The sequence below is a fragment of the Saccharopolyspora sp. NPDC002376 genome, from assembly GCF_053593195.1.
In genome coordinates this window covers 45252-58580 of the sequence record NZ_JBSFBZ010000010.1, presented here as the reverse complement: position 1 = coordinate 58580, position 13329 = coordinate 45252, and the positions used below count along the sequence as shown (strand labels likewise).

Below are 13329 nucleotides of genomic sequence, written 5' to 3'. Positions count from 1 at the left end.
GGCAATCGCCGCCAGGGCGGATCTTTTTTGCCAGAAAGGAACCCACCACCCCGGTTGCGGCATCGGGGCGGTGGGCGGCCGAGCGGAGCTGCGGGTCAGGTCGAGCCGATTCCGGTGAGGGAGCGAACTTCCATTTCGGCGGTTCGGCGGGGGTTGTTCGGGGGGCCGCCGAGGAGGGTGCCGATCACTCCGCAGAGGAACGAGATCGGGATCGACACGATGCCCGGGTTGCTCAGCGGGAACCAGGCGAAGTCCGCGTGCGGGAGGATCGAGCCCGGGGCGCCCGAGACCACCGGCGAAAAGATCACCAGCACCAGGCAGGACGACAGGCCGCCGTAGATGCCCCACAGCGTGCCGCGGGTGTTGAAGCGCTTCCAGAACAGCGAGAGCAGCAGCGTCGACAGGTTCGCCGAGGCCGCGAAGGCGAACGCCAGGCCGACCAGGAACGCGATGTTCTGGCCGTTGACCAGGATTCCGCCGATGATCGACGCGCCGCCGATCACCAGCGCGGTCAACCGGGCCACCTTCACCACGTCGTCGGACTTGGCTTTGCCGTGGCGGATCACGTTGGCGTACACGTCGTGGGCGAACGACGCGGACGCCGTCAGCGTCAGTCCCGCCACCACGGCCAGGATCGTGGCGAACGCGACCGCTGCGACGATCCCGAGCAGCACCGTGCCGCCAACGCGGAAGGCCAGCAGCGGCGCTGCGGAGTTCTCGCCACCGGGGGCCGCGAGGATCGTCTCGGTGCCGTTGACCGCGCCTGCGCCGAAGCCGATCACCAGGGTGCACAGGTAGAAACCGGCCATCGTCACCGTCGCCCACACCACCGAGCGGCGCGCCTGCACCGCGTTCGGCACCGTGTAGAAGCGCATCAGCACGTGCGGCAGACCAGCGGTGCCTAGGACCAGCGCCAGCGACAGGGACACGAAGTCCAACTTGGACATCCCGCTCTCGCCGTACTTCGCGCCCGGCGCGAAGATCTTGTCCCCCAACGGGTTTCGCTGAGCGGCGTGCTGCATCAGCGACGTCATGCTGAAGCCGAACTTGCCCAGCAGGAACACGGTCAGCATCGACGCGCACAGGAACAGCATGCCCGCCTTGATGATCTGCACCCAGGTGGTGCCCTTCATCCCGCCGACCAGCACGTACACCATCATGACCAGACCGACGGCGGCGATCACCAGCGCTTGGCCGCTGGCGCTGTGCACGTCCAGCAGCAGCGCGACGAGACTTCCCGCACCGGCCATCTGGGCGATCATGTAGACGAACGAGATGACCAGCGTGGACACCGCCGCGGCGGCGCGCACCGGACGCTGCCGCGTCCGGAAGCTGAGCACGTCGCCCATCGTGAAACGGCCGGTGTTGCGCAGGAGTTCGGCGACCAGCAGCAGGTTCACCAGCCAGCCGACCAGGAAGCCGATCGAGTAAAGGAAACCGTCGTAGCCGTAGACCGCGATGGCGCCGGCGATGCCGAGGAACGACGCCGCCGACAGGTAGTCGCCGGACAGCGCGATGCCGTTCTGCGCACCGGTGAACCCGCCGCCAGCGGCGAAGTAGTCGGAAACGGTTCCGCTGCTGCTCACCCGGTACACCAGGTACAGCGTGAGGAGCACGAACACACCGAAGATGCTCATGTTGAGCACCGGGTTGGCGCCGGTCATCGCGGTTCCTCCCCGGTGACGTCCAGGTGCAGCTCGCGAACCCGCGGATCGACGTGCTGCGCGGCGTAGCGCAGGTACAGGGCGGTGATCACGATCGTGCTGACGAACTGGCCGATGCCCAGCACCAGTCCGACGTTGATCTCGCCGACCAGGCGGATGGCCATGAACTCCGGCAGGTAGGCGGCCAGCACCACGTAGCCGATGTACCAGATCAGGAACGCAGCGCTCATCGGGAAGACGAAGCGGTGTAGCCGGGATCGCAGCTCCTGGAACTCCGGGCGCTGCGCGATCTCGACGTAGTCGGGGGGCCCGGGACGCCGGGGCGCGGGGGCGGACTTGTCAATCTGGCCGAAGGTCGCCGCCGGCGGGGCGGGCGGCCGTTGGGTTGCGTTGGGCATTCGTCCTTCCAAAGCAGATTTGCGCGCGCGTGGATTTCAGCCGACGTGCGGATTTCCACCAACGTTTCGAAGTCCCCCCACGTTCATCGACCGAACCTCGGAATTCGCGAATTCCGCGACCGGGGCGCGGCGACCGCACTGCTGCCCGCGATGCCAACCGGGCCGGAAGTCTAATCAGCGAACGGGCGACCGCAGACCCCCTGAACGACACAGCACACACAATGATGAATTTGTCGATCACGGAATGTGCCCGAAGAACCGCCCGAAACTCCCTCTGAAGGGCTCGAATCCGACGGATCGGCTCCGGAAATTACTTCTCCAGGGCGGCATTTCAGCAGGATAACGGCGTCTTCCGGAGCTCATAGCGGAAAGTTGACGCGCCAGCGAGGAGCCACTCCGGAACATGGAGGGAATTTCTACCTATCGGGCGACTAAAGCACTTGAGCATGCCTCAGCAGTGGACACGATTAGTGTTCAGATCGTCTCCAGCTCCGTACTGATGATCTTGAAATAAGAGTATTCGCTGGTCAGCGCGTTAAATTCAGACGCGGAGGAAGATCGTCCGAATGCGATAGTGTTCTGCCACCGACTAACGGCGCACCACGCCCGACACCAGCCGCGATCCCCCGAAACCATCGCAGGCTGCGCGGACGCCGAAGTCGAAGACCGCACGGCCACCCGCGAAAAACCCCGAACGCAGGCAGCGCCGCCAGCCGTTGAACCCGCCGCACACCCCCACCGACCGGCGCAGCCTGCCCACCACACGAACGCGCAGTCGGCCGACGAAACGTCGACGGCGCGGGAAAGGACTGCGTCGTGAGCAGCGGACTCGAGGACACGCCCACGCACGTGTCGAGGGCGTCCACGTGGCCGCGCGCCACCACGAGACTCGCCGCACGGATCACCGAGTGGCGCGACTGGAAGCTGCCGATCAAGATCGGGGCCGTCGTGCTCGTGCCGGTGATCTTCGCGCTCGTGCTGGGGGTGCTTCAGATTCGCGGCCAGGTCGCCAAGGCCGACGAGTACGAAGCGATGGACCGGATCGTCACCGCGGGCAGCGCGGTGCGCAAGGCGGTCGAGGACCTGCAGTGGGAACGCAGCGATGCCACCGAGTTCCTGGTGCGCGGACAGACCTCCGAACAGCAGGTCCGGGACCGGATGACCGCCACGGACCGCTCCATCGACGCCGCCCGCCGCGCGCTGGGGGCCGCCCTCGACAGCGACGCGGTGCGGTTCGCCCAGCAGGAAACAGCCCGGCAGATCGCCGAACTGGCCCCGACGCGCAAGCGGGTGCTGCGGAGCCAGATCAACCCCGACGCCGCGATCAAGTCCTACAGCGAGGTCGTCGGTGACCTGCTCGCGCTGGACCGCACCCTGCTCAGCCAGATCTCGTCGTCGCAGCTGGTCTCCCCCGCGACCAGCGCGCACGAGCTCGCCAAGATCCGGGAAGAGGTCCAGCTCCAGCAGGTGCTGGTGCTCACCGGGCTGGTCCGCGGCAAGTTCGACGAGGACGGCCTCGCGCGGCTGGACGCCAGCGAATCCCGACGTTCCGCGGCCGCCAAGGACTTCCGCGCCGCGGCCTCCCTGGACCACCGCATCCACTACGACCAGCTCTACTCCGACCCGCTGTTCCCGGCACGGGAGACCACGGTTCAGCTGGCGATAGCCGAGCGCAACAACGCGCGGGCCCAGCTGTCCTCGGCGCTGGTCTCGCCCGACACCTGGCACCACCAGTCGCAGAACGCGCTGAAGGCGCTCGGCGATCTGGGCGCCGATCTGGACCAGGAGCTGCACGCGATCGCGTTCGGCCTGCAGGACAGCGCCAGCAACCTCGCCGGTTTCGAAGCGGTGATCCTGCTGACCGCGCTGCTGATCGCCAGCCTGGTCGTGGTCCTCATCGGCCGGCACCTGCTCCGCTCCCTGGATCTGCTGCGGCGCAGCGCGTTGGACACCGCGCACCACCAGCTGCCCAACGCCGTCGCCGACATCCGTGCCGGGCACTCCCCGCAGGCCCCGGTCGAGCAGGTGCCGGTGGACAGCGCCGACGAGATCGGCGACGTGGCGCGCGCCTTCGACGACGTGCACACCCAGGCGGTCAACCTGGCCACCGAGCAGGCCGAACTGCGCCGCAGCTACAGCGATTCCTTCGTCAACGTCTCGCGCCGCAGCCAGGGCCTGCTGGAGCGTCAGCTGCGCCTGTTCGAGCAGCTGGAGCGCGACGAGGAGGACCCCGACCAGCTGGCCACCCTGTTCCAGCTGGACCACCTGGCCACCCGGATGCGCCGCAACAACGAGAACCTGATGGTGCTCTCCGGGACCGACCTGGCGCGCCGCTTCACCCAGCCGACCAGCCCGGCCGACCTGGTGCGCGCCGCGGTCTCCGAGATCGAGCACTACCCGCGGGTGATCGTGCAGCCGCTGCCCGACGTCAAGGTCGTCGGCTACGCGGCCAGCGACCTGGTGCGGCTGTTCGCCGAACTCCTGGACAACGCGGCGAACTTCTCCGCACCGCAGACCCAGGTGACCGTCTCCGGGCACCGGCGCGGCGACGGCGCGCTGGTCGTCGACATCGTCGACCAGGGCATCGGGATGAGCGAAGCCGACCGCGAAGCGGCCAACGAGCGGCTCGCCGACGGTGAGCTCACGCTGTCCACGTCGCGGCGCATGGGCATGTTCGTGATCGGCCGGCTGGCGGACCGCCACGGCATCGAGGTGGAGCTGCACCCGGGCCGCGACGAAGTCGGCCTGCGCGCAGCGGTGACCATCGCGCCCGAACTGCTCGCGGACGCGGTGAAGATGCCGCAGCCGCAGACCAACGGGATCGCCACTCACGGCCGCAGCGAGGACAGCCTCGTCGAGGCATTCGACTGGGAAGCCGCCGAGCAGGACGCGGCGAGCCCGGTCCGCAACGGCTACCACCTGCTGCGGCCTCCGACTGAGGACGCACCGGTCCCGGAGCAGCGCAACCTGTCCAACACCCAGGACCTGCCCAACGCTCAGAACGGCGCGCCGCCCCCGCAGCGGACCAATGGTGTCGCGACACCGGCCCCGATCTTCGACGACCTCTCCTCGGTCTGGTTCCAGTTGGCGCCCACCGCCGAGCACGTCGCTCTGGCCTGGCCCGAGCCCAGCGAAGAGCTCCAGCCGACGGGAGAATTCCCGCCCGCGCAAGCGAATCCCGGCAGCTGCAACGGGCATGCCTGGGCCTTCCCCAGCGACGAAGCGGGCCAGCGCGCGCAGGAAATCGCTTCCGCCGAACCGGCCGACCACACCTCCGCCGGGCTCCCGCAACGAGTTCCGCAGGCGAACCTGCTCGCGGGCAGCGCGGAGACCTCCGGCGACGACCGGCCGCGCCCGACCCGCGACCCGGAAGTCGCACGCGGTCGGCTGGCCAGCTTCCAGGCCGGAATCCAGCGCGGCAGGCACCACCTCCAGCAGGACGAGCCGGAGAACCAGACCCCCTGGCCGGCCGACCAGGCAGAACCTCCCGCGCCTGCACGGGAAACCCCCGACTACACCCCCGCCGGACTCCCCCGGCGAGTCCCCAGAACCCAGGTACTACCGGAAACAGTCACCGAGGCCTCCCAGCCTCGCCGCGACGCAGACCTGATGCGCGGCCGACTGGCCAGCTTCCAACGCGGTGTCCGCGAGGGCAAGCACAGCCTCCGCGCCCCACAGCGTTCGGCCGACGAACGACTGTGACAGCCCGCGTCAGTGAGGAGGACAGGAAACACCCATGAACACCAACAACTCCCAACCGAACCAGTTCGGCTGGCTGGTCACCGATTTCACCGAACGAGTCCCCGGGGTGGCGCACGCCGTGGTCGTCTCGGCGGACGGCCTGCTGCTGACGGCGTCGGCGAAGCTGCCCACCGACCGCGCCGACCAGCTCGCCGCCGTCGCGTCCGGGCTGCTCAGCCTGACGCAAGGAGCCGCGCGGTGCTTCGAAGCCGGCACGGTCAGCGAAACCGTGGTCGAGATGGAACGCGGCCTCATGCTGCAGATGGCGATCAGCGACGGCTCGTGCCTCACGGTGCTCGCCGCGCCGCAGTGCGACATGGGGCTCATCGCCTACGAAATGGCGTTGCTGGTCGAACGAGTTGGACAGATCCTGACCCCCGAACTGCGCTCCCAGCTGCAAGGATCGAGTCGGGTGATGACAGGCCAGTCGGTGTGAGGACCCCATGAGCACAGGTCCGGACTCATCCGGGCGACACCATTGGGATGACCACGGATCACCCGAGGTGGATGCCTTCGTCGACGTTTTCAACCGTTTCACCCTCGACAGCGGACGACGCGGCCGCAGGCGCAAACGCGCCCGCGAACAGGACGAGCGGCAGGCTCAGGCACCGCCGCCCGTGCCCGAGCAGCCCGAACCAGCGCAGCCGCCCGCGCCGGAACCGCCGCCCTGGCCGCGGGAAGCCGAAGCTGAGGCGCCCAGCCAGGCACCGGCCCAGGACTGTGACGCCCAAGACGGCGGCACGGCCACCTACATCCGGCCGTATGCCTGGACCGGTGGGCGGACTCGCTCGAACCACCGGCTGGAGCTGGAAACCTTGGTCTCCACCAGTGAGTTCTGCCACCCGAGCCGATTGCAGCGCATCGAGCACCATTCGATCGCCGAGATCTGCCGCCACCCCCGTTCGGTGGCCGAGGTCGGCGCGCTGCTCGGCGTTCCGCTGGGCGTGGCGAAGGTTCTGCTCAGCGACATGGCCGACCTGAGCCTGGTCACGGTGCACCGAACGGTCAGCGAATCCGGCAGCACATCTCACTTCACGTTGATGGAGAGGGTTCTGAGCGGGCTCCGGCGGCTCTGACTTCTCCCGCGCGCGTCCACCTCGCGCAGGACACCAGCTCATTCGACACCTGAGGTTGGCAGAAATGACCCCCGAAACGGGTTTCCGACCTGGTCACCCCTCCCCCACCAGGCCCGCAATCGCGACCTCGGCGAAGATCGTCGTCGCCGGCGGCTTCGGCGTCGGAAAGACGACGTTCGTCGGCTCGGTGTCGGAGATCGTGCCGCTGACCACCGAAGCCGTGATGACCGAGGCCAGCAGCGGCATCGACGACCTGAAGGCGACCCCGAACAAGAACACCACCACGGTGGCGATGGACTTCGGTCGGCTCTCCCTGGACACCGACCTGATCCTGTACCTGTTCGGCACGCCCGGTCAGCAGCGGTTCTGGTTCATGTGGGACGACCTGGTACGCGGCGCGATCGGTGCCATGGTGTTGGTGGACACCCGGCGGCTGGCGGACTGCTTCTCGGCCATCGACTTCTTCGAGGACCGCCAGCTGCCCTACGTGATCGGTCTGAACTGCTTCGATGGCACGCTGCGCCACCGCATCGAGGAGGTCCGCGAAGCCATCGCGATCCCGCCGGACGTGCCGATCGTGCCCTGCGACGCCCGCGACCGGGCCTCCACCAAGCAGTCGCTGATCATCCTCGTCGAGTACGCCATGAAGTGGTGGCTCCGGCGCACCGCCTGACCTTCGGCTGTAACCATGAGGACCCTCCTGTCGTTGACGGGAGGGTCCTCATGTTTTCGCGCCGTGTTGGGGTGGCCAGTGCTGAAGGAACGCAAATCGCTGTGGTGGCTGTTAGGGCCGGTGCTGCTCTACCTGGTGGCGCTCCCGCTGTACAACCGGGTCGAACCCGTGGTGCTGGGCCTGCCCTTCTTCATGTTCTGGACGTTGTTGGCGACCCTGCTCACCCCGGCCTGCATCTGGCTGGCCGCGCGCAAGGATCCGCTGTGGCGGGCCGACCGGGAGCGCGAGCGGGGTGACGCGGAATGAACCCCAACGCAGCGGTTTCCATCGGCATCTTCGGCCTGTTCATGCTCGGCGCGATCGTGCTGGGCCTGCTGTCGCTGCGCGGTCGGGATCGGGCGAATCTGGCCGAGTGGTCGATCGGCGGCCGGAGCCTCGGCGTGGTGCTGATCTTCGTGCTCATGGCCGGTGAGACCTACACGAGCTTCAGCTACCTCGGCGCGGCCGGCTGGGCCTACGACTACGGGATGCCGGTGTTCTACCTGCTGGCCTACCTGGCGATCGGCTTCGCCGTCGGCTACGTCATCGGCCCGGTCCTGTGGCACTACGCGCACCGCAACAACCTGCACAACATCACCGACATCACGGCTTTCCGGTTCGACTCGCCGTGGTTCGGGGCGGCCGTGGCGATCCTGACCACCGTGTTCCTGCTGCCCTACATCCAGCTGCAGATCACGGGGATGGGCGTGGTCGTCTCCACGATCAGCTACGGGACGATCAGCCTGGGCGCGGGGTATCTGATCGCGTTCGTGGTGACCGAGGCGTTCATCATCTTCTCCGGGCTGCGCGGCAGCGCCTGGGTGTCGATCCTCAAGGACAGCATGGTGATCATCACCCTGCTGGCGGTCTTCGTCTACGTGCCGGTGCACTACTTCGGCGGAGTCGGGCCGATGCTGGACCGGCTCGTCGCGGAACGTCCACAGTGGCTGGTCCTGCCCGGTCAGGGCAAGGAGTCGCTGGGGATGTTGTGGTTCGCCACCACCGGGCTGCTCAACGGCGTGGTGTACACGATCTTCCCGACCACCGTCGCCGGTTACCTCGGCGCCAAGAACCCCGGTGTGCTGCGGCGGAACGCCATCATCATGCCGTTCTACCAGGTCCTGCTGTTCGTCCCGATCCTGCTGGGGCTGGCCGCGGTGTTCGTGGTCCCGGGGCTGACCGACTCGAACCTGGCGATGTTCGAGCTCGTCGTGGATTCCATGCCCGCGTGGATGGTGGGGCTGGTCGGCGTCGCCGGGGCGCTCTCGTCGATCGTGCCGATGGCGGTGTTCATGCTCGTGATCGGAACGATGTGGGGCCGTTCGGTGCTGGGCGTGCACCCGCGGACCGCGCCGCGCCAGAAGCAGCTCTCGCAGCTGGTCACGTTCCTGGTCGGGCTGGTCGCGCTGCTGTTCACCTTCATCTCGCCGAGCACGCTGGTGCAGCTCTCGGTGCTGTCGTACCAGGGTTTGGCGCAGCTGCTGCCGGTGGTGCTGATCAGTCTGCTGTGGAAGCGGATGACGGTCGCCGGCGCGGCCAGCGGGCTCGCGGTGGGTGTGGTCGTCGTGTCGGTGCTGGTCGGCACCGGGAACGACCCGTGGCTGGGCATCAACGCCGGTCTGATCGGGCTCGCGGTGAACGTCGCGGTGAACGTGGCGATCAGCCTGGCGCGACCGGCGACGGCGCCTACCGAGCGACTGGCGGTCGACGAACTGGTCGAAGCCCGGAGCTGACCGCATGGGGACTTCGTCGGCAGCGGAGTCCCCACCGGCTCAAGGCATCGGCGGGGCCACCGCGGAGACGCCGAACTCGCCGCTCGCGATCGGGTTTCCGCCGATGTCGACCGGGCCCTCCGGTACCGGCTTCGCCGACGGGTACCAGTGGCGCGCGATCTCCCAGGCCGCGTCGATCAGCGCGCTGGCGTGCCCGAAGGAGTACGGCGAAAGCCCCACCACCGATGGCGCCGGGAGGACGTAGAGCTCGCAACGCGTCGCGTTCAGCTGCATGTCCAGTCGCGCTGCCGACAGCATCGCCGAGCCCAGCGCCGCACCGTTCACCCCGCCCACCGAGCGCGGCGGAATCCGCGGCGTCGGCCAGGTCGCGATCGAGCCGATGCCGCGCTTGGTCTGGTTGTACTCGAAGCGCTCCGTTCCACCGCACGGCAGCACGAAAACCCGCTCCGCACCCAGCTCGACCGCACGGCTGATCGGCATGAACACCGCCGGACCGCCGTCGACGAGCCAGCGGTCGCCGATCTTCACCGGTGGGAACATCCCCGGGATCGAGCAGGACGCGACCAGCGGCGGCAGCGCGGGACCCGACTCGAAGTACACGGCGTCGCCGCTGTCGATGTCGGTCGCGGTCACCGTCACCGGGATCTGCGCGTCGTCCAACCGCCGGTACGGCAGGTTGTTGTGCAGCCAGCGCGCGAGGCCGTGGTTGCCCATCACGTGGTTGGACAGGCCGAGCTTGCCGGCGAGGATCCGCGACGGCTGGATCGGGAACACGTCCGTCCGCCGCATCGACGTCCAGATCTCGCGCAACCTCTCCGCGCCACTCGGTGTGGGGTTGCCCGCCAGCCAAGCGGCGTTGAGCGAGCCGGCCGAAGTGCCGACGAGCAGGTCAGGTTCCACCCCGGCTTCGAAGAGCGCGGTGACCAGTCCGGCCTGGATCGCGCCGAAGGTGGAACCGCCCGGCAGAACCCACGCTGTGCGCATCAGCAGTGCCCTTCCACTCTCGTTGTGCTGTTGATCAGCGACGGCTCAGCCGTCGCCCGGGTCTCCGCGGCGGCGCTGACGCTTGACCTGGGAGCGCTGCTTCTTGCTGTTCAGCCGCCGCTGCTGGGAGCCCTTGGTCGGTTTGGTGCGTCGCCGGGCGCGCTTCGGCGGGGCCACCGCCTCGGCCAGCAGCGCGGCCAGCCTCTCCCGCGCGGCCTCGCGGTTGGCCAGCTGCGCGCGATGTTCGGACGCCACGACTGTGATCACACCACCGACGAGCCGCTTCGCAAGTCGGTCGACGGCCCGCTCCCGGAGGAGCTCGGGCACCGAGGCCGAGCCTGCGAGGTCGAAGGACAGCTCGACGCGGGAATCGGTCGTGTTCACGCCCTGACCGCCGGGCCCGGACGATCGCGAGAAGCGCTCGGAGAGCTCGGCCGCGGGGATGTGCCAGCGGCTGGTGATGCGGAGGTCTCCGGACATGCAGAACAGCATGCCTCAACCCCCGGTCCCGCTCACCACCGATTAACGGCGCGGGAACCTCCCTGCCTGCGACGACGGGGAGGTCCCCGTGCTTCAGATCACTGGCCGGGTCCCCAGCCCGCGACGCCGCCCGGCACTGGGGCCTCCGGGGCGTACGGCGTGCGGGTGAAGATGAAGGTGTTCAGGTCGAGATGGGTGGGAACGCCCTCCGCATCGCGCCCGACCCGCAGGGGCTCACCCGAGTAGTAACCATCCAGACCGGTCCAGGTGCCGTCGGCGTTGGGGCGGAACCGCGACGCCCGGCCCCGGCCCCGCGACGGGGCGAGGTCGAGCAGACCATCGGGGCGGATCCGCAGCACGTACGGGCTCGGGCCCCAGTACCACTGCCCGGTGAGCTCGAGCAGCTTCATGTCCATGTCCGGGCTGGGCTCCCAGGCCTCGGGGATTCGCGGCTCGTGCTCGGCGAGCAGGTCGAGCAGGTCCGTGGACAGCGCGCCGACGCCAGCGGTCGTGTTGGCCATGAAGATCACCCCGGTGCCGTCCTCCGGGTCCGCCCAGAGGTTCGCGATGAACCCGGGCATCGAGCCGGTGTGCCCGGCCAGCCGCCGCCCGCGGTGCCGCATCAGCTGCAGGCCGAGCCCGTAGCCGCCGCGCCACTCCGGCCCGTCGCCGACCGAGCCGGGCGAGCGCATCTCCAGGACCGTGGCCGGGTGCAGGACCTCGCCGGTGTCGCCACCGACGAACCGCACCCACCGGACCATGTCGTCGAAGGTCGACCACAGCTGACCGGCCGGGGCCATCGCGCCCGCGTCCTCGGCCGGTTCAGGCAACACGACGTCCGCCCACGGGTGCACGGCCAGTCCCTCGGCGTGCGGGGCGACCGGCGCCGTCGTGGTGCGCTTCATGCCCAGCGGATCCAAGATCTCGCGCTGCACCACCTCGTGCCACGGCGCGCCGCGCAGCCGCGCCACGAGCTCGCCCAGCACACCGAAGCCCACGTTGGAGTAGTGGAATCCATGGTGCGGCGTGGGGCGCACGGCGGATTCGTCGATGCTCTTCAGCAGTTCTTCCGCGCTGCCGCCCGGAGTCCGCTCCCACCACTCGCCAGCCGGTTCGGCGGTCAGGCCGCTGGACTGCGAGAGCAGCGAGCCGATGCTGCGGTTGCCGATCGCGGTGCCCGGCACGTGCTCGTCGAGCTTGTCGGCCAGGTCGAGCTTCCCCTCGTCGCGCAGGCGCATCACCATCACGGCGACGAAGGTCTTGGTGATCGAACCGATCCGGTACTGGGTGTCGGTGGTGGACGGCCCGCCGCCGACCTTGCCGCGGGAATCGACCCAGATCGTCTCGCCGTCCCGGACCAACCCGGCGATCAACGACGGGATCCGGTTCTCGCTCTGCTCCACCGCCAAGCGCCGCAGCAGGGCGCGCTGGGTGGAGGGCAACAAACTCGTCAACATTCCTCCCATGCTTTCAAAGACCGTCTGACGCACTCGTTTTGCGTAGCGGTGCCGGTAAACTGCCAGGGCGTCACCGGCGGCTGCGGCGGTTGACGCCGCGGGAAAGGCCGGGCTTCTTCTCCTCCGGGAAGGTCACCGGGAGCTTGCCGAACAGCATCAGCACCAGGATCAGCAGCCCGAGGACGATCCAGCCGCTCCAGCCGAGCAGCCCGACCGAGACGTCGTCGATCGCGTGGCCCGCCTGGCTGAAGATGATGGTCAAACCGGCTGCGGCGTTGAGGAAACCGTGCGCGATCGCCGGCGGCCAAACGCTTCCGGTGGCGAGCCGGAGCCAGCCGAGCAGCGTGCCGACCAGGATGCAGAAGCACAGCATCATGATGAACGCCACCACGACCGGCACGGTCGGGTAGTTGAACCCGAGGATCAGCACCGGCGCGTGCCATAGCCCCCACAGCACACCGGTGGTGAGGAACGCGCCGGGCTGGCCGAGGGGCAGCAGCGCCTGCACCAGGTAACCGCGCCAACCGAGTTCTTCGCCCATTGCCGAGAAGACCTGCAACCAGCCGAGCCCGAATACCTTCGCGATCTGGATCAGCGCCAGCGTTCCCGGCGAGGTCTGCTGCTCAGCACCGATCGCGCCCGACCCGAACTGCTCGGCCAGACCGGAGAAACCGGTCCAATCGGCGTGGTAGACGCCGAGCAGGTCGCCGACCAGCAGCGCGAGCAGCATCGTCAGCGGCGGCCCCAGCCACGCGACGAGGACGTACGGCCACCACTTCTTGATCCCGCCGGGATTGGTCAACCCGATGCTGCGCAGCAGCTTCGGTTGCGGGCTGATCCACTTGTTGACCACCAGCGCGGCCACCGCGGGCATGAACATCATGATGAAGAGCACGACGGGTGCCCAGGTCCACGTCAGCCCTTCACCGGTCAGCCACAGCGGCAAGGTCAGCAGCCAGGCGGGCAGATAAGCGATCACGACGAAGCTGACGACGCCGCGAACATCGACAAAGTCTTGCTCGGTGCTCACAGGGAGGCATTCTGCCAACCGTTTCTGAGTCGCAGCTGAGCGCGCGAATTCGGC

General features: G+C 68.5%; 12 protein-coding genes. 6 read left to right on the top strand and 6 right to left on the bottom strand.

Annotated features, from left to right (window positions below):
- Positions 1 to 95 precede the first annotated feature (95 nt).
- Positions 96 to 1664 (bottom strand): solute symporter family protein, encoded by a 1569-nt coding sequence (locus ACWCO2_RS09915; protein WP_450127345.1) that lies wholly within the window; start codon positions 1662 to 1664, stop codon positions 96 to 98.
- Positions 1661 to 2062, bottom strand: coding sequence for a DUF485 domain-containing protein (locus ACWCO2_RS09910; RefSeq protein ID WP_450127344.1), 402 nt, complete (start codon positions 2060 to 2062; stop codon positions 1661 to 1663). Before ACWCO2_RS09910 ends, ACWCO2_RS09915 begins: the two co-directional genes overlap by 4 nt.
- A gap of 816 nt (positions 2063 to 2878) precedes the next feature.
- On the opposite strand from ACWCO2_RS09910, the gene ACWCO2_RS09905 reads away from it, so the two are divergent.
- From ACWCO2_RS09905 to ACWCO2_RS09880, 6 genes are all read left to right on the top strand, one after another.
- Positions 2879 to 5764 carry a nitrate- and nitrite sensing domain-containing protein gene (locus ACWCO2_RS09905; protein ID WP_450127343.1) on the top strand — a complete coding sequence of 962 codons (2886 nt, stop codon included), beginning with the start codon at positions 2879 to 2881 and terminating at the stop codon, positions 5762 to 5764.
- 34 nt (positions 5765 to 5798) lie between these two features.
- A complete protein-coding gene (locus ACWCO2_RS09900; protein ID WP_450127342.1) occupies positions 5799 to 6239 on the top strand; it encodes a roadblock/LC7 domain-containing protein in 441 nt (146 codons plus the stop codon).
- Between the two features lie 7 nt (positions 6240 to 6246).
- Positions 6247 to 6879: a DUF742 domain-containing protein gene (locus ACWCO2_RS09895; RefSeq protein ID WP_450127341.1), complete on the top strand. Its 633-nt coding sequence runs from the start codon at positions 6247 to 6249 to the stop codon at positions 6877 to 6879.
- Positions 6880 to 6943: 64 nt separating this feature from the next.
- The gene (locus ACWCO2_RS09890) at positions 6944 to 7552 is read left to right on the top strand and encodes a GTP-binding protein (RefSeq protein WP_450127340.1); all 609 of its coding nucleotides are present in this window, start codon (positions 6944 to 6946) and stop codon (positions 7550 to 7552) included.
- A 78-nt stretch (positions 7553 to 7630) separates the two neighbouring features.
- Positions 7631 to 7858, top strand: coding sequence for a DUF3311 domain-containing protein (locus ACWCO2_RS09885; RefSeq protein WP_450127339.1), 228 nt, complete (start codon positions 7631 to 7633; stop codon positions 7856 to 7858).
- Complete coding sequence (locus ACWCO2_RS09880; protein ID WP_450127338.1) at positions 7855 to 9324, top strand: sodium:solute symporter family protein; 1470 nt, start codon at positions 7855 to 7857, stop codon at positions 9322 to 9324. The genes ACWCO2_RS09885 and ACWCO2_RS09880 overlap by 4 nt, the downstream gene beginning before the upstream one ends.
- 39 nt (positions 9325 to 9363) lie before the next feature.
- Here ACWCO2_RS09880 and ACWCO2_RS09875 read toward each other — a convergent pair whose 3' ends face one another.
- The 4 genes from ACWCO2_RS09875 to ACWCO2_RS09860 form a co-directional block, all read right to left on the bottom strand.
- A complete protein-coding gene (locus ACWCO2_RS09875) occupies positions 9364 to 10308 on the bottom strand; it encodes a patatin-like phospholipase family protein (RefSeq protein ID WP_450127337.1) in 945 nt (314 codons plus the stop codon).
- Positions 10309 to 10353: 45 nt separating this feature from the next.
- A complete protein-coding gene (gene arfB, locus ACWCO2_RS09870) occupies positions 10354 to 10788 on the bottom strand; it encodes an alternative ribosome rescue aminoacyl-tRNA hydrolase ArfB (protein ID WP_450127336.1) in 435 nt (144 codons plus the stop codon).
- Between the two features lie 98 nt (positions 10789 to 10886).
- Positions 10887 to 12245, bottom strand: coding sequence for a serine hydrolase domain-containing protein (locus ACWCO2_RS09865; protein ID WP_450127335.1), 1359 nt, complete (start codon positions 12243 to 12245; stop codon positions 10887 to 10889).
- 70 nt (positions 12246 to 12315) lie between these two features.
- Positions 12316 to 13275 carry a CPBP family intramembrane glutamic endopeptidase gene (locus tag ACWCO2_RS09860; RefSeq protein ID WP_450127334.1) on the bottom strand — a complete coding sequence of 320 codons (960 nt, stop codon included), beginning with the start codon at positions 13273 to 13275 and terminating at the stop codon, positions 12316 to 12318.
- Between the last annotated feature and the right edge of the window lie 54 nt (positions 13276 to 13329).

Excerpts from the sequence above, each read along its gene's own strand:
- ACWCO2_RS09880 (WP_450127338.1), top strand. The coding sequence starts at position 7,855 with ATGAACCCCAACGCAGCGGTTTCCATCGGCATCTTCGGCCTGTTCATG.
- ACWCO2_RS09895 (WP_450127341.1), top strand. The coding sequence starts at position 6,247 with ATGAGCACAGGTCCGGACTCATCCGGGCGACACCATTGGGATGACCAC.
- ACWCO2_RS09875 (WP_450127337.1), bottom strand. The coding sequence starts at position 10,308 with ATGCGCACAGCGTGGGTTCTGCCGGGCGGTTCCACCTTCGGCGCGATC.
- ACWCO2_RS09890 (WP_450127340.1), top strand. The coding sequence starts at position 6,944 with ATGACCCCCGAAACGGGTTTCCGACCTGGTCACCCCTCCCCCACCAGG.
- ACWCO2_RS09915 (WP_450127345.1), bottom strand. The coding sequence starts at position 1,664 with ATGACCGGCGCCAACCCGGTGCTCAACATGAGCATCTTCGGTGTGTTC.
- ACWCO2_RS09865 (WP_450127335.1), bottom strand. The coding sequence starts at position 12,245 with ATGTTGACGAGTTTGTTGCCCTCCACCCAGCGCGCCCTGCTGCGGCGC.
- arfB (WP_450127336.1), bottom strand. The coding sequence starts at position 10,788 with ATGTCCGGAGACCTCCGCATCACCAGCCGCTGGCACATCCCCGCGGCC.
- ACWCO2_RS09900 (WP_450127342.1), top strand. The coding sequence starts at position 5,799 with ATGAACACCAACAACTCCCAACCGAACCAGTTCGGCTGGCTGGTCACC.
- ACWCO2_RS09910 (WP_450127344.1), bottom strand. The coding sequence starts at position 2,062 with ATGCCCAACGCAACCCAACGGCCGCCCGCCCCGCCGGCGGCGACCTTC.